Raw genomic sequence first — 22,273 nt, forward strand, 5'->3', positions numbered from 1 at the left:
ACCGGGTGAGGAAGCATGCCTGATGGCGCTCTGACGGCCAAGCGGCAGGAAATCGCGCTGCTTCGGCGTCTCGAGGAACGGATTCTCTGGTTGGCGGCGTGGACCATCCACAACGCCAACCATCTCCGCGAAAGCCGGGACGGCTTGAAGGTCGGCGGCCACCAGGCGTCCAGCGCCTCGCTGACCACCATCATGACCGCGCTCTACATGAAGGCGTTGCGTCCGCAGGACCGGGTTGCGGTCAAGCCGCACGCCAGCCCGGTCTTCCACGCCATCCAACACCTGTTCGGTCGCCAGAGCCTGGACAACCTCAAGCGCTTCCGGGCCCTGGGCGGCGCGCAGTCCTATCCGTCGCGCACCAAGGACGTCGACGACGTCGATTTCTCCACCGGCTCGGTGGGTCTGGGCGTGGCCATGACCGCCTTCGCCTCGTTGACCCAGGACTATCTGGCCGCCCGCGGGGCGGTGAAGCCCGAGAAGATGGGCCGGATGATCTCGCTGCTGGGCGACGCCGAGCTGGACGAGGGCAATATCTACGAAGCCCTGATCGAGGCCTGCAAGCACGACATCCGCAACACCTGGTGGATCGTCGACTACAACCGCCAAAGCCTGGACGCGACCACCCAGGACCGGATGTTCACCCGCTATGGCGAGATCTTCGAGGCCGCCGGCTGGGCGGTCGAGACGCTGAAATGGTCCAAGCGTCAGCGCGAGGCCTTCGCCCGGCCGGGCGGCGACAGGCTGCAGGCCTGGATCGAGACCGCGCCCAACGACCTGTTCTCGGCCCTGACCTATCAGGGCGGCGCGGCCTGGCGCGAGCGGCTGACCGCAGACCTGGCCGACAGCCCCGAGGCCTTGGCCCTGATCGCCGCCTACAAGGACGTCGACCTGGCCGAACTGATGACCGAGCTGGGCGGGCACTGCCTTGAGACGCTGCTGGAGGCTTTCGAGAAGGCCAGCCAGGATGATCGCCCGCGCTTCTTCATCGCCTACACCGTCAAGGGCCTGCGGCTGCCGTTCCAGGGCCACAAGGACAATCATGCGGGTCTGATGACCCCGGCCCAGATCGCCGAACTGCGGGCGCGTCTCGGCGTGGTCGAGGGTGAGGAGTGGGACCCTCTGTCGGGTTTGTCGGCCGCCGAGCGCACCGCGATCAAGGGCCTGGTCGCGCGCGCGCCGTTCGCCGCCGAGGTCGAGCGCAATCACCTGGCGCCGCAGATTCCGACGCCCAGCGCCGGCGAGCTGCTGGCCGCTGTCGCTGGCGGCGGTGATCAATCCACCCAGGCCGCGTTCGGCAAGGTGATGTTCGAGATCGCGGCGCGAAAGGACGAGTTCGCCGGCCGGGTGGTCACGACCTCGCCGGACGTCACCGTCTCGACCAACTTGGGCGGCTTTGTGAACCGTCGCGGCGTGTTCCAGCGTCGCGCGCACGACGATGTCTTCAAACGTCGCCGCATCCCCTCGGCCCAGGTCTGGTCCAAGGCCGAGACGGGCCAGCACGTGGAGCTGGGCATCGCCGAGAACAACCTGTTCATCGCCCTGGCGGCGCTGGGCCTTACCGAGCCGCTGTTTGGCGAGCGGCTCTTTCCGGTCGGCACGCTCTATGACCCGTTCATCGCCCGGGGCCTCGATGCGCTGAACTACGCCTGCTACCAGGACGCCCGGTTCCTGCTGGTGGCGACCCCGTCCGGTCTGACGCTGGCGCCCGAAGGCGGGGCGCACCAGTCGATCAATGCGCCGGTGATCGGCATGGCGCAGCCGGGCCTTGATACCTACGAGCCTGCGTTTGCGGACGAGACGGCGGTGCTGATGGCGCACGCGTTCGACCGTATCCAGGCCAAGGACGGCGCCTCGACCTATCTGCGCCTGTCGACCCGGGTCATCCCCCAGCCGGACCGGACGGGCGAGGCCTGGCGGCAGGGCGTGATCGATGGCGGCTATTGGCTGCGAGCCCCGGCGCCGGGCGCGCGGCTGGCGATCGTCTACAGCGGGGCCCTGGCGCCCGAGGCCCTGGCGGCGTTCGAGGCGCTGGCCGAGGACATGCCCGAGGCGGGCCTCCTGGCCGTGACCTCCGCCGACCTGCTGCACCGCGACTGGACCGCGTCAGGTCGGGCGCGCTGGACGGGGGAGGGGGCGCGGACCTCGACGATCGAGACCCTGCTGGCGCCGCTGGCGCAAGGCGCCGGTCTGGTGACCTTGACCGACGGCGCGCCGCTGGCCCTGTCGTGGCTGGGGTCGGTGCGGGGGCAGCGGGTCCGGGCGCTTGGGCTGGAGACCTTCGGACAATCGGGCGACCTGCCTGACCTCTACGCCAAGTACCGGCTGGACGCCGACGCCGTTCTGGACGCCTGCGCGGATCTGCTGGCCTAGAGCCTTTAGCCTGAAATCGGAATCGATTTCAGGCGTTAGAAAGGCTTTAAATCAGATACTTAGAGCGTGAGGCCGAAACCGGTTCCCACTTTCGGCCTCACGCTCTAGAACCCGCTCAGGATCGTCATGCCGCTCAGCAGGCCGTCGCGGAAGTGATAGGTCAGTCGCGCGCGGGTGTCCGACCAGACCTGACCATCTTCAGTCTCGACGGCGTACTGGGCCTCGACGGTCAGGGACTGGTCCGTCTCCTCGATCACCTCGATCAGATGGATATTGGGTCGGAGGGTGGCGAAGAGGCGCGCGAAGTGCGCAAGCACGGCGTTCTGGCCAATGAGAGTCTCGCCGGTCTCCAGCGTGTTCGGCCAGGTCGCGTCAGGATGGATGAAGCGGCGTAGTTCGGCGGCTTCGCAGCTGTTGAACACGGCGAAGGCCTCTTCCAGCACTTCGCGCAGCGTGGTCATCGCGTCGTTCCATCGCCGTCGTCGATCTCTTGTTCGACAATCCGTCCGCTCTCAAGGCGGTACCAGACCGTGACGCCGCCGTCCTGCCACAGATGCCCGTTCAACCCGCGCGCCTCGACCTGCAAGCGGGCGCGGGTCCAGTCGTCCGGCTGAAGAGCGTAGTCGCGGATGGCGAGGGTCACTTGCATCGTCGCGAACAGGTGCTCGAAATGCGCCCGGATGTCCTCGGCGCCGCTGAGTTCGCCGTCCTCCAGCTCGTCCTGGAAACGCGCATGGGGGGCGTAGCACGCCATGATCGCGTCGACATCCTGGGCGTTGATCGCATCGTATAGTCGCTGCAGGAGGCGTTCGACGCCCTCGAAGGTCAGCGCGACGTAGTTTTGCTGGCTGTCGAGACGCGCGATCAACCCATCGCGCATTGTGAAACGGTGGCGCGCCCGTTGGCTGGACCAGACCGAGCCGTCCTGTTCGCTAACGACGGTCTGCCGCGTCAGGACTTCGACCTGACCCGGGGACGGGGTGAACAGGGCGATCGGCTGGTGCTGGATGCGCACGGGAGCTGTTGTTGTTTGAAAGTAGTCACGCACCGCGTCGATGCCCTCAAGCCGGCGGTCTTCGACCTCGTCGGGCCAGGACACGTCGGACGTCATCCCGGCGATCACACGGTCGAAGGCGCGGGTGTTGAAGGCCTCGTAAAGCTGCGCGATCCGGTCTTCGTCGGGAGTCATGGGCGTCGAACAACGTTCTCCGAGCGGAGTTTTTCCATGCGCCAAAACGGACCGACGGGGAGCGTGTAATATTGCCGCACGGACTATTTCGCCTGAGGCTTGTAGCCCGTTTCCACCATCAGATAGGCGATCAGGTCGATGCGGTCCTTTTCGCCCTTGATGCCGGCGAAGGTCATCTTGGTGCCGGGCATGAAGCCGCGCGGATCGGCCAACCACTTGTCGAGCTGACCAGCGTCCCAGACGAAGCCCGCCGCCGTGACGGCGTCGGAGTAGCTGTAGCCTTCCTTGCCGCCGGCCTTACGCCCGAACACGCCGTAGAGGTTCGGGCCCGTCAGGTCCGGTCCGCCTTCGGTGATGGTGTGGCACGAACGGCAGAGCGCGAACTTGCTCTGGCCGTTGGACAGGTCGCCGGTGTTGTAGGGCGCGGGCAGGGCGGCGAGGGCGGCGGCCCTCTCGGCGTCGGTGGGCGCGGGCGCTGCAGCCGGCGTCGGTGCGTTGGCGGGAGCCTCGCTGGAACTGCCGCCATCCTTCGAGCAGGCCGAAACGATCACACAGAGGGCCGCGACGGCGACCAGGTTCAACGAGCGCATAGAGGTCCTCGACTGACGTTTCGCCGCAGGTTCTGCGACGCCGCGACGCATTCCAAACCCTTATAAAATCTGGGTCTGAGGCTTGTCACGTAACAATGGTCCTTAAGCGTGGGGGTTACGGCAAGGCTGCGACAATTGCTGGTATCTACGTGATTCTCATGGCGAAAAGTGAACTTGCAAAACGTGGGTCTGCACATAACCGTTTGACGGTCGTTAACCATAAATCTTACCCCTTTTCTCACGGAGCGGGCTGGCTCCGGGCTGGGCTGGATGCAAGATCATGGACTGGAGCGAAGAACGGACCGCGACGCTGAAGAAGCTGTGGCTGGAGGGCCTGAGCGCCAGCCAGGTGGCGCGGCAACTGGGCGGCGTCAGCCGCAGCGCGGTGATCGGCAAGGTGCACCGTCTGGGCATCACGGTCCGTGAAACCCCCGTGCGCCAGCGCGCCACGACGGCCCGCGCGCCGTCCCGGATCTCGGTCCGCCAGCGTCCGTCGCGCGACGTGGCCCCCCCCCGTGTCGCCCTGCGCTATGAGCGCATCGAGGAAGACCTGCTGCCGACCTCGGGCATCCTGGGCCTGGGCGCTCACTCGTGCCGTTGGCCGATCGGCCATCCGGAGAATGACGACTTCGGCTTCTGCGGCCGTCCCAAGGCCAGCGCGCGCGGCTCCTACTGCGAGCAGCATAGCCAGGGCGCCTTCCGCCGGCTGAGCGGTGGTCAGGCCCTCGAGGCCTGGGCCCTCAAGGGCGTGAAGGAAAAGCGGATCCAGCCCCGACTGGTCTGACTCCTTCCAAGCCTATCCGTCCTCTTCCCCTTTTCCTCGATGTAACGAGCCGTCCCATGAACATGGTCCTGATCGAGAACGCCGCCGGCAGCAGCCAAGTGATCACCATCATCGAAGAGTTCGCCGGCCATTCGGTGTCGCGCGACCTCAATCCCGGCGATCACGCCGAAATCCCGGTCACCCAGTTCAAGTCGATCACCGTGCGGGAAACCTATCCGGACGACTGGTTGACCCGCGGTCTTCACCGCAACAGGGCCGCCGCCTGAGCCCCTGCTGCGTTTCGCCCTCGAGCCGCAGGTCAAGCCGTCTGACCCCGCGAAGCTTTTCGCGGGGTTTTTCGTTTCGCCATCGGCGCCGACGATTGCACGGCCGTTAACCTTGTGACACACAGAGCGCCGTTTTGCGGGGGCGGACATGACAATAGGCGACGGGGACGAGCGCGCCGAGACGGCGCATGATCACGCGCTGCCTTTGTCCAGCTATCTGAGCTATCTGCTTTACCAGACTGAGCAGCATCGCCGCGCCATGGCCGCCGATCTGCTGGCCAAGCACGGCCTTTCGTTCGCCAAGTGGGTGGCGATGATCTCGCTGCGGCGCTTTGGTGACCTGTCGATGACGCGGCTGGCCAAGCTGGCGGCCACCGACCGCACCACCCTGACCCGCTCGATCGACGGCCTGATCGCCGATGGCCTGGTGGCGCGTGAAGCTTCGGCGCGGGATCGTCGCATCGTCGTGATCCGCCTGACCGACGCCGGCCGGAGCCTGTTGGACCGCATCCGCGGCGAAATCCGCCCGCTGAACCAGGAGGTCTGCGCCCAGTTGACCACCGAGGAGCAGGCGACCATGACGCGCTACCTGCAGAAGATGCTGGGCGGGCTGATCGTCGAGCCCGAGTGGAAGCAGGACGTCATCGCCTTCAGCGCGCCTGCGCCGCCGGAGACGGCTTGAACCGTCGCTAGTCGTCGAATTTCACCCGCCCGCGTCCCGACTTCACCGTCCCGCGCTTGGACTTGGTCTCCAGCCGCTTGAGTTTGCTGGAATAGGTGGGCTTGGTCGCCTTGCGGGGCTTGGGCTTTTCGGTCGCGCGGCGGATCAGGTCGATCAGCCGGTCCAGGGCGTCCTGCCGGTTCATTTCCTGCGAGCGCGAGCCTTGGGCGAACAGCACCAGCACCCCGTCCTGGGTCATCCGGCTGCCGGCCAACGCGGTCAGGCGGTCCTTCACGTCGTCGGGCAGGTAGGGCGAGTTGCGCACGTCAAAGCGCAGCTCGATGGCGGTCGAGGTCTTGTTGACGTGCTGGCCGCCGGGACCTGAGGCGCGGGTCGCCTTCCAGATCAGGTCGTCCTCGTCGATCCGCAGCCAGGACGTGATCTCGATCATCGCGGGCATGCGATCACCGAGGGACCGCGCGCTTGGCCTTGACCACCAGCTGGTCCAGCGCCTGCAGAAACCGCGAGCGGTCGGCGTTGGCGAAGGCGGCCGGGCCCTTGGTGACCTCGCCCATCGAGCGCAGGTGCTCGCCGATCGAACGCGAGGCCAGGGCCGAGCCGATCATGTCGGGGCTGAACACGCGCCCGTTCGGGGCCACGGCCGCCCCGCCGGCCTTCAGCACGCGGTCGGCCAGGGGAATGTCGTTGGTGACGACCACGTCGCCCGGACCGCACCGCTCGGCGATCCAGTCGTCGGCGACGTCGGGACCCGCGTCGACCACGATCTGCTCGATCACCGGCGTCTGAGGCACGCGGATCCAGCTGTTGGACACCACGAAGGTCTTGAACCCGTGCCGGGCGGCGACCTTGTAGGCCTCGTCCTTCACGGGGCAGGCGTCGGCGTCGATGAAGAGCGTGGCGACCATCGCGCGAGACCCTGGACGAGGGAAATGGTGCCGGCTGAGGGGATCGAACCCCCGACCTTCGGTTTACAAAACCGCTGCACTACCGCTGTGCTAAGCCGGCTGATCGGCGCGAGGCCGAACGGGGGTCTTCCTTAGCGAGAGGCGTTCGTCTGGGCAATGGGGCGCGCGCCGCTCGCGTCTTGTTGGGTGGATTGACGCGTGGTACTCCGAAAGCTCAACTCGGGGTGGAGATCGTGCGAAAGCGACCTTGGATCCTCGCCGGTCTGGCGGTCTTGCTGGTCGCCAGTTTCGGCGCTGCGGCTTGGAAGGTCGCCTGGGCGCGCCAGAATCCCGAGGCGGCGCGGATCGCCCGCTATGAGCGCATCTTCGAGCAAGCCTGGAGCATCGTCGACAAGCACTACTACGATCCGGCCTTCGACCACGCGCGATGGCGCCAGATCCGCGACGTCTATCGGCCCCATGTCCGGGAAATGCCCAGTGAGACGATGCTCTACATCAATGTCCTGCAGAACATGATGAGCCGGGTCGGGACCTCGCATGTGAACATCGGCATGCCGCCCGTGGAGAGAATTGAAAGTCGAGAGCCTGCGGCCGCGGCTGGACCGGACGGACCCAGTAAGCCTTTCGGTTGCGGCGGCCGTTATCTGCGGATCGACTACGGTTTCGACCTCGCTACGGTGCGGCGAGGCGCGCAGACTTCCCTCGTTGTCGCCGATGTCAGACGCGGTTCGCCGGCCGAGCAGGCGGGCTTGGCGCCAGGCGATCTCCTGCGGAAGATGACCCTTGCGCATCGTTCCGGAGGCTGTCCGCACGCGACCATGGCGGTCGTGAATCCGGGCCAGGCTCCGCGCGCCCTGGCGTTTGAGGTTGAGGATCGAGAGAACCCGCCGCCGCGCCAGCGCATCGACTTGCCGAGCGGCGTCCGAGTTCTGCGCTTCGACAAGTTCGACAGCATCAGCCTCGATTGGCTAAGTGATAATCTCACGGAAGCGCCCCGTTCGGGTCTCGTCTTGGATCTTCGCCGTAACGGTGGAGGCAAGATCTGGGTCGAGCGGAAGGTCGCCGGCCTGTTCCTTCCGGAGGGCGTTGTGGTCGCACGCAATGTCAGTCGAGGTCGCGAGCGGTTGGAAAAGACCCAACGCGCATCGTCGCGTTACGATGGGGCGCTGGTCGTCCTGATGGGGCCGGCCACGGGTAGTGCGGGGGAGGTCACAGCCGCTGCTTTGAAACACGAGCGGCGAGCCATCTTGGTGGGGAGCCAGACGGCGGGCGCGGTCCTGATGTCGCGCAACTTTCCATTGCCCGGCGGGGGCAGCGTGCAGGTGGCCATCGCAGATGTTCTGACCCCAGACGGCAAGCGCCTGGAAGGCGTCGGCGTGAAGCCCGACCTTGCGGTCCTCCAGACTCTGGATGCGGTCCGCGCCGGTCGCGACCTTCCGCTGGAGGCCGCCGTGCAGGCTCTGCTTGAAGGACGCGCGCGGCCCTAACCCCTACAGATCAAACCGCACCCCCTGCGCCAGGGGCAGGGCGCCGGAGTAGTTCACCGTCGCGGTCTGGCGGCGCATGTACTGTTTCCAGCTGTCGGAGCCGCTCTCGCGGCCGCCGCCGGTTTCCTTTTCGCCGCCGAAGGCGCCGCCGATCTCCGCGCCCGAGGGGCCGATATTGACGTTGGCGATGCCGCAGTCGCTGCCGGCGGCGGACAGGAAGCGCTCGGCCTCGCGGACGTCGTTGGTCATCACGCAGGACGACAGGCCTTGAGGCACGTCGTTCTGGATCGCGATCGCCTGTTCGAAGTCCGTATACGGAACAACGTGCAGCAGGGGCGCGAAGGTCTCGCGTTGCATGCACGGCGCGGGGGCGGACAGGCGGGCGAGGGCGGGGCGCACATAGTAGGCGTCCGGATGCTCGTCGATCAGCACCCGCTCGCCGCCGGCGACAGTTCCGCCCTCGGCGCGAACCTGATTCATCGCCTCGATGAAGGCGTCATAGGCGGCCTTGTCGATCAGCGGGCCGAGCAGGGTCTTGGGATCGCGCGGATCGCCGACGGGCAGGCGCTGGAAGGCGGTCTCGACCGCGTCGGCGAGCTTGTCGACCAGGCTCTCGTGGACGATCAGGCGGCGCAAGCTGGTGCAGCGCTGGCCCGCCGTGCCCGCCGCCGAGAAAACGATGGCGCGCAAGGCCAGGGACAGGTCGGCCGAGGGGGCGACGATCATGGCGTTGTTGCCGCCCAGCTCGAGGATCGAGCGGCCGAAGCGCTCGGCGACCATCGGGGCCACGGCCCGGCCCATGCGGGTGGAGCCCGTGGCGCTGACCAGCGGGATGCGGGGATCGCGGGCCAGCCGCTCGCCGGCGTCGCGGGCGCCCAGCACCACCGACGACAGGCCCTCGGGCGCGTCGCCGAAACGGGCGAGGGCGCGCTCCAGGATCGCCTGGGTGGCCAGCGCCGTCAGCGGGGTCTTCTCGGACGGCTTCCAGATCACCGGATCGCCGCAGACCAGGGCCAGGCAGGCGTTCCAGGCCCACACGGCGACGGGGAAGTTGAAGGCGCTGATCACCGCCACCGGACCCAGCGGATGCCAGGTCTCGCGCATGGCGTGGCCGGGACGCTCCGAAGCGATAGTCAGGCCGTGCAGCTGGCGCGACAGGCCCACGGCGAAGTCGCAGATGTCGATCATCTCCTGGACTTCGCCGGCCGCCTCGGAGGCGATCTTGCCGGCCTCCAGGGTGACGAGGGCGGCCAGATCGGCCTTGGCCGCGCGCAGCTCTTCGCCAAACAGCCGCACCAGTTCGCCGCGACGCGGGGCGGGGATGACGCGCCAATCGGCGAAGGCGCGGCCGGCGGCGGCGACCTTGGCCTCGATCTGCCGGGCGTCGTCGAAGCCGACGTGGGCCAGGATGGCGCCGTCAATCGGGCCGCGCACGGGCTCTCCTGCGTCGGCGGGCAGCGGCGGCGCGCCCAGCTTGGCCAGGATCTCGCGGGCATGGGCGGCGGGAGTCGGGAAGGCGTGAGTCATGGCGCGAGGACACGCCGGGGCGGGAAGGCGGTCAAGCCCCCAGGCGACCGTGCGCCGTTGCGAGTCTCGCGCCCAGAGGCTAGGGACGGGCAACGCAGGAGAACCCCCATGGCGCAGGCGAAACTCATCGACGGCAAGGCCTTCGCGGCCGATCTGAGGGCCACGATCGCCGAGGAGGTCGCCGCCCTGAAGGCCGAGCATGGCGTGACGCCGGGCCTGGCCGTCGTGCTGGTCGGCGAGGATCCGGCCAGCCAGGTCTATGTTCGCAACAAGGGCGAGCAGACCACGGCGGCGGGCATGTACTCCGAGACCCACCGCCTGCCGGAAACCACCACGCAGGACGAACTGCTGGCCGTTGTCGCCAAGCTGAACGCCGATCCCAAGATCCACGGCGTGCTGGTGCAGTTCCCGGTACCGCCGCATATCAGCCAGATGGACGTCGTGGCCGCCCTGTCGCCCGACAAGGACGTCGACGGCCTGACCGTGACCAACGCCGGCCGCCTGGCCAGCGGCCTGCCGGCCTTGGCGCCCTGCACGCCGACCGGCTGCATGATGCTGATCAAGGACGCCATCGGCGACCTGAAGGGCAAGACTGCCGTGGTGATCGGCCGCTCGAACCTGATGGGCAAGCCTATGGCCCAGATGCTGCTGGCCGCCGACTGCACCGTGACCATCGCCCACTCGCGCAGCCAGGACCTGCCCTCGATCGTGCGCCAGGCCGACATCGTCGTGGCCGCCGTCGGCCGCGCCGAGATGGTCAAGGCCGACTGGGTCAAGCCGGGCGCCGTGGTCATCGATGTCGGCATCACCCGCTTCCCGGCCCGCGATCCGGAAGCCGCCGCCGCGGGCAAGACCCGGCTTGTCGGCGACGTCGCCTTCGACGAGGTTAGGGAGGTCGCCGGCGCGATTACGCCGGTTCCGGGGGGCGTTGGACCGATGACGATTGCTTGCTTGCTGGCCAATACGCTGACGGCGGCCAAACGCCTGTCGGGGATCGCCTGATGCGCAGGGGGCTGGTTCTCGTCGTCGCCGCCCTCGTCGTTTCGGCTTGCGGGGCCAAGGTCCCGCCGCCGCCCACGCCTGAACAGGCCCTGGCGCTGCGCCCGGCCGATGCGCGGCTGGCCAGCCTGTACGAGACCTCGTGCCACGCCTGTCACGCCATCCCGGAGACCGGCGCGCCGCTGGTGCAGGACCGCGCCGCCTGGGACCCGCGCTGGAAGCAGGGCGAGGCGGTTTTGCTGGATCACACCATCCAGGGTTTCAACGCCATGCCGGCCACCGGCCAATGCGCGACTTGCACGCCGGACGATTTCAAGGCCCTGATACGCTTCATGGCGGGGCGAGACGACTCCGCGTCTTAAAACACGGGGAGGCGGCATGATCTCGCGGCGTGGGGCTCTGATCGCGGGCGGAACGGGAGCGGCGGTGGTCGCCGGCGGCGCGGGCGCCGCCTATATGGTGGCCACCGGAGACAAGCCCGAACCGCCGTCGCCGGCGTCGGTCAACGCCCAGGGCAAGGTGCTGTGGCGCAACTGGTCGGGCGTGCAGCACGCCTATCCCGCCGCCCGCCTGGCGCCCAAGGACGAGGGCGAACTGGCCACTGCGCTGAAAGTCGCCCAAGCCCCGATCCGTCCCGTCGGCTCGGGCCACTCCTTCACGGCCCTGGCCCCGACCGACGGCACGCTCGTTTCGCTGGACTCGATGTCGGGGATTGTCGGCTGGGAGGGCGACGAGGCCATCGTGCGCACGGGCACCCGCCTGGGCGCCTTGGGGCCGCTCCTGGCCGAGAAGGGCCGGGCTCTGGCCAACCTGCCCGACATCAACAAGCAGTCGCTGGGCGGCGCCCTGGGCACGGCGACCCACGGCACGGGAATCAAGATCCCGGCCATGCACGGCGACGTGACGGGCCTGCGGCTGGTCACGCCCTCGGGCAAGGTCATCGACGCTGACGCCAGCAACAACCCCGAGATCTTCCAGGCCGCCCGGGTTTCGATGGGCGCTCTGGGGGTGATCAGCCAGGTGCGGATGCGCACCAGCGCCAACCGCCGCCTGCGTCGCCGCGTCTGGCTGGAGCCCTTCGAGGAGGCCATGGCCAAGGCCGACGGCCGCTGGGCCCAGCATCGCAACTTCGAGTTCTATGCTGTCCCGTTCACCGGGCTGGCGGTGAACATCACTCACGACGAGACCGACGATCCGGCTGAAGCGCGCGGGCCTGACCAGGACGTGGAGTTCCTGCAGGCGTTGCGGGGCTTGCGGAACCTGCTGGGCTTCGCCACGCCGCTGCGCAAGGCGGCGGCCAAGGCGCTGCTGTCCTCGGCCAAGCCTGAAAGCTCCGTCGACGAGGGTTGGAAGCTGCTCTCGACCGAACGTCCGGTGCGCTTCAACGAGATGGAGTTCCATCTTCCGGTCGAGAACCAGCTCAAGGCCCTGGAAGAGGTGATGCGGACGATCGAGACCGAACGGCCCGACGTGTTCTTCCCGATCGAGGTCCGCCGTATCGCGGCCGATGACGCCTGGCTCTCGCCCTTCTACGGCGCGCCGCGCGGGTCCGTGGCGGTTCATGCCTACTACCGCGACGACTTCACCTTCCTGTACGAGCTCATCGAGCCCATCTTCCGTCGCTACGAGGGGCGTCCGCACTGGGGCAAGCTCCACACGCTGCGCGGCCGGCAACTGGAAGCGATCTATCCGCGCTGGAAGGATTTCCTGGAGGTTCGCCAGGACCTGGACCCTGAGGCGCGGATGCTCAACCCGTACCTCAAGGGCCTGTTTGGTCTGATCTGATAATAGCGTGACGCCGAAAGTGGGAACCGGTTTCGGCGCAAGTCACGCTCTAAGTATTTGATTTAGAGCCTCGTTATCGCGTCAAAACGACTCCGTTTTGACGCGCGAGGCTCTAGCCGGCGGCGCCGAGATACTCGGCGACCCGCGCTTCGAGTTCGGTGCTCAGGGCCTTGCCGACCGGGTGGGTGTCGACCTTGATGTCGTCCCGCACGCAGGCCTTGATCGCGTCGATGTGGGCGTCGACCAGGAACATCGGCGCCTTCAGGCGCGTGTCCGGATCGTCGATCAGCTTGCACAGCGAAGCGGCCAGCCGGGTGATCAACGGGAAATCGTAGGTGGCGCCGAGACCTTTCAGGTCGTGGGCCCGGAGATAGAGCGTCTCGACCGTCTGGGCGTTGAGGCCCTCGGTCTTCACGGCCTGGCGGGCGGCTTCCAGCTTGACGATCTCATCGTTCAGCCATTGGCCGAAGTTGCCCGAAAGGCTCTTGAGCGCTGCCTCGGCCTTGGCGATGGCCGCCATGTCGATGCCGCCACGCCCGCCCACCTTGAGCTTGAGCATGTTCGGCACCTGGATCACCTCAGCGGTGGTCTTCTCGGTCACACTTCGCCTCCCCAGCGGCGGTACAAGTTGGGTTCGGCTAACATAGCAGGCGTTAACATTGCATGAGACCTGCATTTTCGTGCGACCCAACGTCTCAGTTCTGCTCTGGACGTCGGGTTAAGCTGAGAACTGTTCGGCCAGAACTCGTTCTTCCAGGCTGCGGCCCGCGTCGAACAACATGGCGAGGGACGTGCCGCGATCCTCGGAGATGTGGACCTCCATCACGTCGCGGACCTCGAAGTTGTCCGCCACCGCGCTGACCGGGCGCTTGTCCGCCTCGAGAATCTCGAAGGTCACCCGGGCGGACTGCGGCAACAAGGCCCCGCGCCAGCGGCGGGGACGGAAGGCGCTGATCGGGGTCAGGGCCAGCACGCGCCCGTCGATCGGGATGATCGGACCGTGGGCTGACAGGTTGTAGGCGGTCGAGCCGGCCGGCGTCGCCAGCAGAGCGCCGTCGCAGACCAGTTCCCCCATCCGCACCTTGCCGTCGATGGAGATCCGCAGTTTGGCGGTCTGCCGGGTCTGGCGCAGCAGGGAGACCTCGTTGATCGCCAGCGCCCGATGCTGGGTCCGGCGCGCGTCGATGGCGACCATGGCGAGCGGATGGATGACGGCGCGCTCGGCGGCGTTGATCCGCTCCAGCAGGCCGTCCTCGCTGTACTCGTTCATCAGAAAGCCGACCGAGCCGCGGTTCATCCCATAGATCGGGGTCTGGCTGGCGATCGCCTCGTGCAGACTTTCCAGCATGAAGCCGTCGCCGCCGAGGGCGACGATCACCTGCGCGTTCTCCGCGCCGACATCGCCGTAGCGCGCCGCGAGTCGTTCCCGGGCTTCCTGGGCTTCGGGGCGGTCGCTGGACTTGAACGCCAGGCGAGTCACGAACGGTTGCGGCTGGTACATGCGGCCAAGAGGCGGGAAGGCCGTGGTCTTGTCAAACCTGTCCGACGGCCTGCCGGAACGCCATGCCTGCAATGTCTGGCGTGAAGGGGCCAAAGGCGCTGGCCGCGCGGCGCACGCCCTCGTCGCCGCCACCGGGACGCCCGCCGTTCAGCTGGCGCACATGCTCCAGGATCGTCGGAAAGACGCTCCGATCGATTCCGACAGCCGAACAGGCCAGGGCCAGGAGTTCAGGCCGGCTGGTGTCGATGGCGCGCCGGATCTGGCCCGGCTCGAACTTGCCCAGCCGCGCCAGGGCCATGACAAACAGCTGGAGACGCCCTTCTCGCAGCACGCGCAGAAGATAGCCTGGACGGAGTTGGCCAGCGGAATCGAGCTTCTCGATCAAGGCCCGCTCCATTTCCTCGCGGTCCTCATCGCCTTCGACAGGTCCGACAGCGACATCGCTTTCGCCCTTGTGGGCGGCGCGCAGCGCTTCGTCGACGGCGGCCTGCATGCGCGCTGTGTCGAGCTGGAAGCGCGCGGTCAGCGCATCGCGAAGAGCCCGTCCGACCAGAAGATAGAGCTGCTCGGCCAGATCGCTGGAGAGTTTCGGGTGCCGGGCCAACGGCGACCGCAGCGCGACCACGTCGCGCGAACGATTGACCAGCCGGCTCATGGCGTCGGGCGAGATTTCTGCGGTGTCGTTGGACGCCAGGGCGGTCATCACCGCCGGTTCGTCACGGCTGATAATCGCCTCAACGACCGGCGCCTTCAGATTCGGCCGACGGGCGATCTCGATCTGATGCTCCAGCGTGGCCTGAACCAGAAGGCGGATCAGATCGTGGTCCTGCAGGACGGGGCTGCGGGCGATGATCGGGCGCGCGATCTCGATCTCATCCAGCGCCATGATGTTGATCAGGGCGGACGGGGCCCAGTCCGCGTCGGCCAGCCGCTCGGACAGACGTCGGCGGATATCGCGCTCGGTCTCGACCACCAGGGTCATGAAGATCGAGTTCAGCAGGGCCTGGATGTCGGGATGGGTCGGCTCGCCACGCGCCTGGCCCGCCTCGCACAGGTCAATGATACCGCTGAGCAGCCGCTCCCGATCGCCGGGGTCGCGACTGCGCGCCAGCGTCATCAGCGAAGCGATCTCGACGGTCTGAATGGCTCCGCCTCCTCGAATCCGGAAGGTCCGTTAAGGATGACCTTGCGGCCCTCAAATGAAAACATGCTTAAACAGGGCAAAGACGCCGATGCGCTGTTACGCGTCGAGATGTCGCAAGCTTGAGTGGAGGAACTGTCGATGGCGCAAGACCTGATCCTGGCCCTGGACCAGGGCACCACCAGCACGCGCGCCATCCTGTTCGATCGGGCGGGGACGGCCCTGGGTGACGCTTCGCGTCCTCTGCGTCAGAGCTATCCGGCCGACGGCTGGGTCGAGCATGACGCCGAGGAGATCTACGCCGCCGCCGTCGCTGTGCTGCGCGAGGTCACCGAGGCCTCCGGGCGGATGGCGGACATCGCTGCGATCGGCGTCACCAACCAGCGCGAGACCGTGGTCGTCTGGGATCGGGCTACGGGCCGTCCGATCCATCCAGCCATCGTCTGGCAGGATCGCCGCACCGCTGACGTCTGCGCCCGCCTCAAGGCCGAGGGGCACGAGCCGAGGGTCACCGAGGTCACCGGCCTGCTGCTGGACCCCTATTTCTCGGCGACCAAGATCGCCTGGATCCTCGACAAGGTTCCAGGCGCGCGGGCGCGGGCCGAGGCGGGCGAGCTGCTGTGCGGAACCATGGACTGCTGGGTGATCTGGCGCCTGACGGGCGGGGCCGTCCACGCGACCGACGCCACCAACGCCTCGCGTACCCTGCTGTTCGACATCGGCGCGCAAGCCTGGTCGGACGCCATGCTGGCGCTGTTCGACGTGCCCTTGGCGATCTTGCCCAAGGTGCTGGACTGCGTGGACGACTATGGGGCCACGCAGGCCGATATACTGGGCCGCGAGGTTCCGATCCGTGGCGTGGCGGGCGACCAGCAGGCGGCGCTGATGGGGCAGGGGTGCGTGTCGCCGGGGCAGATGAAGGCCACCTACGGCACCGGCTGCTTCATGCTGATCAATACAGGAACCGACCGTGCCGCCTCGCGGGCGCGCCTCTTGACCACCGTCGCGGCGCGGGTCGGCGGCAAGACCACATACGCGCTGGAAGGGTCGATCTTCGTTGCAGGCGCGGCGATCCAGTGGCTGGGCGAGGGGCTCGGAATCACGGGCGGTCCCCGCGCCGCCGAGGCGCTGGCCCTGGCGGCCAAGCCGGATCACGCGGTGGTGGTAGTTCCCGCGTTCACGGGTCTTGGCGCCCCCTGGTGGGACGCCGAGGCGCGGGGCGGGATCTTCGGTCTGACGCGCGATGCGGGACTACCCGAGATCGCCGCCGCCACCTTCGACGCCTGTGCGCTGCAGAGCCGCGACCTGATCGAGGCTATGCGCGCCGATGCGCCCATGGCCTTTGGCGAGGCGGCGCAACTGCGGATCGATGGCGGTATGGCCAAGAGCGCCTGGTTCTCGCAGCGCCTGGCCGACCTCACAGGGCTCTCGGTGCGCCGCGCCAGCTATCAGGAGACCACGGCCCTGGGGGCGGCGTTGTTCGCCGCCGTCGGCGCGGGTCTCTACGGGTCGATCGAAGAGGCCGCCGAAGCCAGTCCCGCCACTGAGACCCTGGCGCCGGCGATGGACGATCATGTGCGGGAAGCCGCCTACGCCCGTTGGCTCGACGCGGTGCCGCGCGTTCGACTTTAGTCGATCGCCGGTTGCGGTGACATCGCTGTCATGGTCTCTAGCCCGCAAATAATCATTAGCGGAGGCCGCCATGACCACTCGACGCGCCATGCTCGGCGCAGGTGTCGCCCTGATCGCCGGGGCGCAAGGGTTTGCGGTCCAGGCTGGAGACGCCGGCTACCCCAGGATCGGCCGGATCCGCCGGTTGTCGCCGGACTTGGATGCGGTTGTCGACGCGAACGCGCCGATCGAGCAGTTGACCGACGGGATCACCTGGGCCGAGGGGCCCGCCTGGGTCGCTGACGGAAATTATCTGCTGTTCTCCGACGTGCCCGGCAACGTCATGCACCGGTGGGACGCCAAGGGCGGCAAGACCGATTTCCTGCGCCCCTCAGGCTATGATGGTCCGCCGACCAAGATCTTCCGCGAGGCCGGCACCAATGGCGCGATCATCAGCACGGCGGGTGAGCTGCTGGTCTGTGACTGCGGCAACCGCGCCGTGGCGCGGATCGATCTTGTGACCCGCAAGAAGACGCTGCTGGCCACGACCTTCAACGGCAAGAAGTTCAACAGTCCCAACGACCTGGTCGAGGTTCGTCACGGACCGCTGAAGGGCTCGCTCTATTTCACCGATCCGCCCTATGGCCTGGAAGGGATGGACGCCTCGCCGGCCAAGGAGCAGGTCTTCAACGGCGTCTACCTGCTGCGGCCGAACGGCGAGGTCGCTTTGGTCGACGGTTCGCTGAGCTTCCCCAACGGGGTGGGCCTGTCGCCGGACGGCCGACGCCTGTACGTCGCCATCTCCGATCCCAAGCGTCCCGTGATCATGGCCTATGACCTGGGCGCTGACGGGCTGCCGACCGCTTCACGGGTGTTCTTCGACGCCTCTGACCTGCTCAAGGCCGGCGGGCCCGGCCTTCCGGACGGTATGAAGATCGACGCCCAGGGACGGCTCTTCGCCAGTGGCCCTGGCGGCATCATGATCCTGACGCCGGACGCCAAGCTGCTGGGCGTGATCGAGACCGGCTTTCCAGCAGCCAACTGCGTGTTCGGCGAGGACGGCGGGACGCTGTTCATCACCTCCAACCATCTCGTGGCGCGCGTGCGCACCAAGACCAAGGGGCTGGGGCGCTAGCGATGGAAACGATCAGCAAGAGAAGCCTGCTCGCTGCGGGCCTGGCGGCCGGTGTCGCCGGACTGCCGCGCGGCGCCTTCGCCGCTCAGCCGGGCCGCAAGCTGGGCTATGCGATCCTGGGCCTGGGCTACTACGCCACGCGCATCATCATGCCGCGCTTCGCCGAGTGTGAGCACTCGCGCCTGGCCGCCCTGGTCAGCGGCACGCCCGAGAAGCTGAAGACCTACGGCGAGCAGTACGGGATCCCCGAGACCCACCGCTACAGCTACGAGACCTTCGACCGGATTATCGATAATCCCGATGTCGACATCGTCTATGTGATCACGCCCAACAGTCTGCACCGCTCCTTCACCGAGCGGGCCGCCAGGGCCGGCAAGCACGTGATGTGCGAAAAGCCGATGGCCAATACGGTCGCTGACTGCGAGGCGATGATCGCAGCCTGCCAGAAGGCCGGCCGCAAGCTGATGATCGGCTATCGCAGCCGCTTCCAGGCCCACAATATCGAAGCGATCAAGCTGGTGCGCGACGGCGCGCTCGGACCGGTGCGCACGGTGGTCACCGATCACGGCTTCACGATCGGCGATCCCAAGCAATGGCGTCTGAACAGGGCGCTGGCCGGCGGCGGCAGCCTGATGGACATCGGCATCTACAGCCTGAACGCCGCGCGCTATCTGACCGGCGAAGAGCCTGTGGCCGTCAACGCCGTGGAGTCCACGGACCGATCCGATCCGCGCTTCGGTGAGGTCGAGGACATCATCAACTTCCAGCTCCTCTTCCCATCCGGCGCCACGGCCAACTGCGTGTCGGCCTACAGCGTCAACTGCAACCGCTATCGGGTGAGCGGGCCCAAGGGCTGGGTCGAGATCGACCCGGCGACCAGCTATCAGGGCCAGGCCATGCGGGCCCAGCTGGGCGGTCCGCCTGCGCCGCGCGAACCGGCGCCACAGCCCAAGAACCAGTTCTCGGCCCAGCTGGATCACCTGTCCGAGTGCATCTTCACCGGCCGCGAGCCGATCGTCGGCGGTGACGAGGGTCTCAAGGACCTCCGGGTGATCGAAGCGATCTACCGCGCCGCGCGCGAAGGGCGGACGGTCAAGCTGTGAGGGCGCTCCTCCTGATCGCCGCTCTGCTGGCCCCGACGGCGGCGCTGGCGCAGCAGCTCCCGCTATGGCCCAACGGCGCGCCGGGCTTCGAGAGCCGCAAGGCGATCCCGGAGCAGGCGGCCGACTACTGGGTCAAGAGTGTCAACAATCCCTCGATCACCGCCTATCTGCCGCCCAAGGAGACCGCCACCGGCGCTGCCTTGATCGTGCTGCCGGGCGGCGGGCATCGGATCCTGGTCATCAACGCCGAAGGCGCGGACGTGGCCAAGGTGATGAACCCCAAGGGCGTGGCGGTCTTCGTGGTGAAGTACCGTCTCTTCCGGGAGGAGGGCTCGCCCTACACGATCGATCACGCCCGCCAGGACGCGGTCCGCGCCGTGCGCTATGTCCGGGCGCACGCCGGCGCGTTCGGCGTCGATCCAAAGCGGATCGGTCTCATGGGCTTCTCAGCCGGCGGCGAAGCGGTGAACCTCGCTGTCTATCAGGGCGCGGCGAACGATCCGAAGACGGATGCCGTCGATGCGGTCAGCGCGCGTCCCGATTTCCAGGTGCTGGTCTATCCCGGACCGCTGGGCGTGCCCGAAACGGTTCCGCCCGGCACACCGCCGGCCTTCATCGTGGTCGCAAACGACGACGAATGCTGCTCGGCGCCGCCGGTGGCGCTGCTGAACAGGTTCCGAGCCGCCAAGGTTCCGGTGGAGTTCCACCTGTTCCAGTCCGGCGGGCATGCCTTCAACATGGGCCTGCGCAGCCAGAAGGCCGCGCTCAAGGCGTGGCCGGATCGGCTTTTCGACTGGCTCGCGGATAACGGTTGGCTGAAGGCGGGCTAGCTGACCAGCGCCGCCTCCGTGGCGCGAACCAGGCCGTCAATGACGCCGGGCTCAGTGGAGGCGTGGCCCGCGTCCCAGATGATCTCGAAGCGCGCCTCGGGCCAGGCCTTGTGCAGGCGCCAGGCGCTGTCGAGCGGCGTGACGACGTCGAACCGGCCCTGGACGATCCAGCCCGGGATACCGCGGATGCGGTCGATGTTCTTGAGGATCCAGTCGTCCTCGTCGAAGAAGCCCTTGTTGGTGAAGAAGTGGCACTCGATCCGCGCGAAGGCGATCGCGAAGTCTTCCTCGTTGAACTTGGGCGGGCGCGCCTCGGGACCGCGCAGCGAGATGGTGTCGCCCTCCCACTGGCTCCAGGCGGCGGCGGCCTCGAGCTGGACGCGGCGGTCCGGTGCGACCAGCCGACGATGATAGGCGGCCATCAGGTCGCCGCGCTCGTCCTCGGGGATCGGGGCCAGGAAGCGTTCCCAGGCGTCGGGAAACAGCATCGAGGCGCCGTCCTGATAGAACCAGCGCAACTCCTTCTCCGTCAGCAGGAAGATGCCCCGGAGCACGAGGCCCTCGACGCGGTCCGGATGCTTGATGGCGTAGGCCAGGGCCAGGGTCGAACCCCAGGAGCCGCCGAACACGGTCCATTTCTCGACGCCCAGATGCTCGCGCAGACGCTCGATATCCTCGATCAGGCTCCAGGTCGTGTTGTCGTCCAGGCTGGCGTTGGGGCGCGAGCGACCACAGCCCCGCTGGTCGAACAGGGCCATGCGCCATTTGGCCGGATCGAAGAAGCGGCGCATGGTCGGGTTGACCGCGCCGCCCGGTCCCCCGTGCAGGATCACGCAGGGCTTGCCGCGCGGGTTGCCGCATTCTTCGTAGTAGATCTCGTGCGGACCGCTGGTGGGCATCCAGCCGAACGAAAACGGCTCGACCTCGCGGAAGAGGCTGCGGCGACCGACGGAACTCATGGCGGTTGCGGAGGCATAACGATCCATGGCCTCAGCCTAGCGCGTTCGGCGCGGCGTTGTGAACGGCGGATCGCGCCGGGTTCATGCGTTTCGTCGGGTTCTGTATGCTGCGCGCATGACTCAGATTCCGCCCGAAGACTATTCCGACGAAGAGCTGCTGGCGATGCTCAAGCCGGTCCAGCTGGCGGAGCTGGATCGGCAGATCGGCGAGATGTTCGGGGCCGAGGGCGTGGACCGGGTCGAGGCTCTGTTCGCCATGGCCAACGTCTATTCGATGCGCGCGGCCGAGCGGGACGAGACCTCGGCCCTGGCCATGCTGCAGCTGGCCGCCGCCATGCGCCGCCGCGCCCAGGCGATGGTCGACGCCCGCCGCTGACCTAAAGCGGGAAGCGGCGGTCCAGCCAGTTCAGGAGCGCGGCGTTCACCTCGGCGGGTTTTTCCTGCTGGGTCCAGTGGCCGCTGCCCTCGATCAGCACCTTCTCGAGATCGCTGATCTGGTCGCCCATCCGATCGGCCATGGCGGGCGGCAGCACGACGTCCAGCTCCGCCATGATCATCAGGCAGGGAATGCCGTCGATGCGGCGCGGCAGGTGCTCTGAACGCTCCCAGTTGCGGGTGAAGTTGCGATACCAGTTGATGCCGCCGGTGAAGCCGGTGCGCTGGAACGCCTCGACGAAGAAGGCCAGTTCCTCGGGCGTCAGGAACTGGTTGTCGTCCGAAGACGGCTCGTAGTGCGCGAGAGCGGTCTGCAGGGCCAGGCTCCGCCGTTCAGCTGGCTGGGCCAGGAAGTCCTCCTGAGTGCCCTTTGGTTTGCGCATGAAGTAGCGGATCGTCTTTTCGACATCCGCCCCCAATTGCGCGTCGGCGACGCCGGGCTTCTGGAAGTGGACGATATACATGTCGTCGCCATAGGCGTTGCGGTACATCTCGATGGGATCCAGCGGCAGGCGCGGGAAAAAGGGCGTGTTCAGCCCGATGATCCCGGCGACCCGGCCTGGGTGCATCAGCGGCAGTTGCCACACCACGATGCCGCCCCAGTCGTGACCGACGAAGATCGCTTTCTCTACGCCCAGATGGTCGAGCAGGCCGACAAGGTCGCCGGTCAGGTGCTCCATGTCATAGGCTTCGACCGCTTCGGGACCGGGAGTCAGGCCATAGCCGCGCTGGTCCGGCGCGATCACCCAGCGCCCGGCGGCGGCGAGGGCGGCGATCTGGTGGCGCCACGAGAACGCCAGTTCGGGGAAACCATGGCAGAAGACGATCGGAACGCCCTGGCGCGGCCCGGCCTCGTAATAGGCCATGCGGACGCCGTTGACCTCGGCGTACTGCGGGGCGGGGAGAGCAGGGGCCTTTGAAAGGGTGTCCGTCATGAGCGCTCGTTCTCCCGCCGTTGTTATGTGATTGACGGT

Annotated in this window: 24 protein-coding genes and 1 tRNA gene; 13 read left to right on the top strand and 12 right to left on the bottom strand. The window is 67.4% G+C overall.

Going from position 1 to position 22,273, the window contains the following annotated elements; genetic code table 11:
- Positions 1-15: 15 nt before the first annotated feature.
- The gene (locus tag OVA11_RS09105) at positions 16-2,370 is read left to right on the top strand and encodes a transketolase (protein ID WP_268067121.1); all 2,355 of its coding nucleotides are present in this window, start codon (positions 16-18) and stop codon (positions 2,368-2,370) included.
- A 104-nt stretch (positions 2,371-2,474) separates the two neighbouring features.
- Here the strand turns inward: OVA11_RS09105 and OVA11_RS09110 are convergent, their stop codons facing one another.
- From OVA11_RS09110 to OVA11_RS09120, 3 genes are all read right to left on the bottom strand, one after another.
- Complete coding sequence (locus OVA11_RS09110; RefSeq protein ID WP_268067122.1) at positions 2,475-2,831, bottom strand: nuclear transport factor 2 family protein; 357 nt, start codon at positions 2,829-2,831, stop codon at positions 2,475-2,477.
- Positions 2,828-3,559: a nuclear transport factor 2 family protein gene (locus OVA11_RS09115; protein WP_268067123.1), complete on the bottom strand. Its 732-nt coding sequence runs from the start codon at positions 3,557-3,559 to the stop codon at positions 2,828-2,830. Before OVA11_RS09115 ends, OVA11_RS09110 begins: the two co-directional genes overlap by 4 nt.
- A gap of 83 nt (positions 3,560-3,642) precedes the next feature.
- Positions 3,643-4,149, bottom strand: coding sequence for a c-type cytochrome (locus tag OVA11_RS09120; RefSeq protein WP_268067124.1), 507 nt, complete (start codon positions 4,147-4,149; stop codon positions 3,643-3,645).
- A gap of 280 nt (positions 4,150-4,429) precedes the next feature.
- Here OVA11_RS09120 and OVA11_RS09125 point away from each other — a divergent pair, with 280 nt between their 5' ends.
- From OVA11_RS09125 to OVA11_RS09135, 3 genes are all read left to right on the top strand, one after another.
- Complete coding sequence (locus OVA11_RS09125; protein ID WP_268067125.1) at positions 4,430-4,933, top strand: GcrA family cell cycle regulator; 504 nt, start codon at positions 4,430-4,432, stop codon at positions 4,931-4,933.
- 56 nt (positions 4,934-4,989) lie between these two features.
- Positions 4,990-5,199 carry a hypothetical protein gene (locus OVA11_RS09130; protein ID WP_012640178.1) on the top strand — a complete coding sequence of 70 codons (210 nt, stop codon included), beginning with the start codon at positions 4,990-4,992 and terminating at the stop codon, positions 5,197-5,199.
- Between the two features lie 148 nt (positions 5,200-5,347).
- Positions 5,348-5,881, top strand: a complete 534-nt coding sequence (locus OVA11_RS09135; RefSeq protein WP_268067126.1) for a MarR family winged helix-turn-helix transcriptional regulator — start codon at positions 5,348-5,350, stop codon at positions 5,879-5,881.
- Between the two features lie 7 nt (positions 5,882-5,888).
- Here OVA11_RS09135 and arfB read toward each other — a convergent pair whose 3' ends face one another.
- From arfB to OVA11_RS09150, 3 genes are all read right to left on the bottom strand, one after another.
- A complete protein-coding gene (arfB, locus tag OVA11_RS09140; RefSeq protein ID WP_010919096.1) occupies positions 5,889-6,320 on the bottom strand; it encodes an alternative ribosome rescue aminoacyl-tRNA hydrolase ArfB in 432 nt (143 codons plus the stop codon).
- Between the two features lie 4 nt (positions 6,321-6,324).
- Complete coding sequence (locus tag OVA11_RS09145; RefSeq protein WP_268067127.1) at positions 6,325-6,786, bottom strand: YaiI/YqxD family protein; 462 nt, start codon at positions 6,784-6,786, stop codon at positions 6,325-6,327.
- 25 nt (positions 6,787-6,811) lie between these two features.
- Positions 6,812-6,886, bottom strand: a tRNA-Thr gene (locus OVA11_RS09150).
- A 133-nt stretch (positions 6,887-7,019) separates the two neighbouring features.
- On the opposite strand from OVA11_RS09150, the gene OVA11_RS09155 reads away from it, so the two are divergent.
- Positions 7,020-8,273, top strand: coding sequence for a S41 family peptidase (locus tag OVA11_RS09155; protein WP_268067128.1), 1,254 nt, complete (start codon positions 7,020-7,022; stop codon positions 8,271-8,273).
- 3 nt (positions 8,274-8,276) lie between these two features.
- Here the strand turns inward: OVA11_RS09155 and amaB are convergent, their stop codons facing one another.
- Positions 8,277-9,800, bottom strand: coding sequence for an L-piperidine-6-carboxylate dehydrogenase (gene amaB / locus OVA11_RS09160; protein WP_268067129.1), 1,524 nt, complete (start codon positions 9,798-9,800; stop codon positions 8,277-8,279).
- A gap of 108 nt (positions 9,801-9,908) precedes the next feature.
- Here amaB and folD point away from each other — a divergent pair, with 108 nt between their 5' ends.
- Genes folD through OVA11_RS09175 form a run of 3 tightly spaced genes read left to right on the top strand, consistent with a single transcriptional unit; the run spans position 9,909 to position 12,584 of the window.
- Complete coding sequence (gene folD, locus OVA11_RS09165; RefSeq protein WP_268067130.1) at positions 9,909-10,802, top strand: bifunctional methylenetetrahydrofolate dehydrogenase/methenyltetrahydrofolate cyclohydrolase FolD; 894 nt, start codon at positions 9,909-9,911, stop codon at positions 10,800-10,802.
- Entirely contained in the window at positions 10,802-11,161 is a 360-nt protein-coding gene (locus OVA11_RS09170) for a c-type cytochrome (protein ID WP_268067131.1), read from the top strand. The genes folD and OVA11_RS09170 overlap by 1 nt, the downstream gene beginning before the upstream one ends.
- 16 nt (positions 11,162-11,177) lie before the next feature.
- A complete protein-coding gene (locus OVA11_RS09175) occupies positions 11,178-12,584 on the top strand; it encodes a D-arabinono-1,4-lactone oxidase (protein WP_268067132.1) in 1,407 nt (468 codons plus the stop codon).
- 112 nt (positions 12,585-12,696) lie between these two features.
- Here OVA11_RS09175 and OVA11_RS09180 read toward each other — a convergent pair whose 3' ends face one another.
- From OVA11_RS09180 to OVA11_RS09190, 3 genes are all read right to left on the bottom strand, one after another.
- Entirely contained in the window at positions 12,697-13,185 is a 489-nt protein-coding gene (locus OVA11_RS09180; protein ID WP_024265683.1) for a hypothetical protein, read from the bottom strand.
- A gap of 117 nt (positions 13,186-13,302) precedes the next feature.
- Positions 13,303-14,085, bottom strand: coding sequence for an NAD kinase (locus OVA11_RS09185; protein ID WP_062094082.1), 783 nt, complete (start codon positions 14,083-14,085; stop codon positions 13,303-13,305).
- 31 nt (positions 14,086-14,116) lie between these two features.
- Positions 14,117-15,202, bottom strand: coding sequence for a DUF2336 domain-containing protein (locus OVA11_RS09190; protein ID WP_268067133.1), 1,086 nt, complete (start codon positions 15,200-15,202; stop codon positions 14,117-14,119).
- A 165-nt stretch (positions 15,203-15,367) separates the two neighbouring features.
- Here OVA11_RS09190 and glpK point away from each other — a divergent pair, with 165 nt between their 5' ends.
- From glpK to OVA11_RS09210, 4 genes are all read left to right on the top strand, one after another.
- Positions 15,368-16,858 (top strand): glycerol kinase GlpK, encoded by a 1,491-nt coding sequence (gene glpK / locus OVA11_RS09195; protein ID WP_268067134.1) that lies wholly within the window; start codon positions 15,368-15,370, stop codon positions 16,856-16,858.
- A gap of 70 nt (positions 16,859-16,928) precedes the next feature.
- Positions 16,929-17,972: an SMP-30/gluconolactonase/LRE family protein gene (locus OVA11_RS09200; RefSeq protein WP_268067135.1), complete on the top strand. Its 1,044-nt coding sequence runs from the start codon at positions 16,929-16,931 to the stop codon at positions 17,970-17,972.
- Positions 17,879-19,075, top strand: coding sequence for a Gfo/Idh/MocA family protein (locus OVA11_RS09205; protein WP_268068932.1), 1,197 nt, complete (start codon positions 17,879-17,881; stop codon positions 19,073-19,075). Before OVA11_RS09200 ends, OVA11_RS09205 begins: the two co-directional genes overlap by 94 nt.
- Positions 19,072-19,905, top strand: a complete 834-nt coding sequence (locus OVA11_RS09210; RefSeq protein ID WP_268067136.1) for an alpha/beta hydrolase — start codon at positions 19,072-19,074, stop codon at positions 19,903-19,905. Before OVA11_RS09205 ends, OVA11_RS09210 begins: the two co-directional genes overlap by 4 nt.
- Here OVA11_RS09210 and pip read toward each other — a convergent pair.
- Positions 19,902-20,891 carry a prolyl aminopeptidase gene (pip, locus tag OVA11_RS09215; RefSeq protein ID WP_268067137.1) on the bottom strand — a complete coding sequence of 330 codons (990 nt, stop codon included), beginning with the start codon at positions 20,889-20,891 and terminating at the stop codon, positions 19,902-19,904. The two genes, OVA11_RS09210 and pip, sit on opposite strands and share 4 nt — an antisense overlap.
- Positions 20,892-20,979: 88 nt before the next feature.
- On the opposite strand from pip, the gene OVA11_RS09220 reads away from it, so the two are divergent.
- A complete protein-coding gene (locus tag OVA11_RS09220; RefSeq protein ID WP_268067138.1) occupies positions 20,980-21,240 on the top strand; it encodes a low temperature requirement protein A in 261 nt (86 codons plus the stop codon).
- Position 21,241: 1 nt separating this feature from the next.
- Here OVA11_RS09220 and OVA11_RS09225 read toward each other — a convergent pair whose 3' ends face one another.
- On the bottom strand, positions 21,242-22,234 hold the full coding sequence (locus OVA11_RS09225; protein WP_268067139.1) for an alpha/beta fold hydrolase: 993 nt from the start codon (positions 22,232-22,234) through the stop codon (positions 21,242-21,244).
- Positions 22,235-22,273: the final 39 nt, after the last annotated feature.

The sequence above is a fragment of the Caulobacter sp. SL161 genome, from assembly GCF_026672375.1.
Classification (GTDB): Bacteria; Pseudomonadota; Alphaproteobacteria; order Caulobacterales; family Caulobacteraceae; genus Caulobacter.

What these genes read in the sequence shown, in the direction of transcription:
- OVA11_RS09105 (WP_268067121.1), top strand. Translation starts at nt 16, where the DNA reads ATGCCTGATGGCGCTCTGACGGCCAAGCGGCAGGAAATCGCGCTGCTT.
- OVA11_RS09110 (WP_268067122.1), bottom strand. Translation starts at nt 2,831, where the DNA reads ATGACCACGCTGCGCGAAGTGCTGGAAGAGGCCTTCGCCGTGTTCAAC.
- OVA11_RS09115 (WP_268067123.1), bottom strand. Translation starts at nt 3,559, where the DNA reads ATGACTCCCGACGAAGACCGGATCGCGCAGCTTTACGAGGCCTTCAAC.
- OVA11_RS09120 (WP_268067124.1), bottom strand. Translation starts at nt 4,149, where the DNA reads ATGCGCTCGTTGAACCTGGTCGCCGTCGCGGCCCTCTGTGTGATCGTT.
- OVA11_RS09125 (WP_268067125.1), top strand. Translation starts at nt 4,430, where the DNA reads ATGGACTGGAGCGAAGAACGGACCGCGACGCTGAAGAAGCTGTGGCTG.
- OVA11_RS09130 (WP_012640178.1), top strand. Translation starts at nt 4,990, where the DNA reads ATGAACATGGTCCTGATCGAGAACGCCGCCGGCAGCAGCCAAGTGATC.
- OVA11_RS09135 (WP_268067126.1), top strand. Translation starts at nt 5,348, where the DNA reads ATGACAATAGGCGACGGGGACGAGCGCGCCGAGACGGCGCATGATCAC.
- arfB (WP_010919096.1), bottom strand. Translation starts at nt 6,320, where the DNA reads ATGCCCGCGATGATCGAGATCACGTCCTGGCTGCGGATCGACGAGGAC.
- OVA11_RS09145 (WP_268067127.1), bottom strand. Translation starts at nt 6,786, where the DNA reads ATGGTCGCCACGCTCTTCATCGACGCCGACGCCTGCCCCGTGAAGGAC.
- amaB (WP_268067129.1), bottom strand. Translation starts at nt 9,800, where the DNA reads ATGACTCACGCCTTCCCGACTCCCGCCGCCCATGCCCGCGAGATCCTG.
- folD (WP_268067130.1), top strand. Translation starts at nt 9,909, where the DNA reads ATGGCGCAGGCGAAACTCATCGACGGCAAGGCCTTCGCGGCCGATCTG.
- OVA11_RS09170 (WP_268067131.1), top strand. Translation starts at nt 10,802, where the DNA reads ATGCGCAGGGGGCTGGTTCTCGTCGTCGCCGCCCTCGTCGTTTCGGCT.
- OVA11_RS09175 (WP_268067132.1), top strand. Translation starts at nt 11,178, where the DNA reads ATGATCTCGCGGCGTGGGGCTCTGATCGCGGGCGGAACGGGAGCGGCG.
- OVA11_RS09185 (WP_062094082.1), bottom strand. Translation starts at nt 14,085, where the DNA reads ATGTACCAGCCGCAACCGTTCGTGACTCGCCTGGCGTTCAAGTCCAGC.
- OVA11_RS09190 (WP_268067133.1), bottom strand. Translation starts at nt 15,202, where the DNA reads ATGACGCTGGCGCGCAGTCGCGACCCCGGCGATCGGGAGCGGCTGCTC.
- glpK (WP_268067134.1), top strand. Translation starts at nt 15,368, where the DNA reads ATGGCGCAAGACCTGATCCTGGCCCTGGACCAGGGCACCACCAGCACG.
- OVA11_RS09200 (WP_268067135.1), top strand. Translation starts at nt 16,929, where the DNA reads ATGACCACTCGACGCGCCATGCTCGGCGCAGGTGTCGCCCTGATCGCC.
- pip (WP_268067137.1), bottom strand. Translation starts at nt 20,891, where the DNA reads ATGGATCGTTATGCCTCCGCAACCGCCATGAGTTCCGTCGGTCGCCGC.
- OVA11_RS09220 (WP_268067138.1), top strand. Translation starts at nt 20,980, where the DNA reads ATGACTCAGATTCCGCCCGAAGACTATTCCGACGAAGAGCTGCTGGCG.
- OVA11_RS09225 (WP_268067139.1), bottom strand. Translation starts at nt 22,234, where the DNA reads ATGACGGACACCCTTTCAAAGGCCCCTGCTCTCCCCGCCCCGCAGTAC.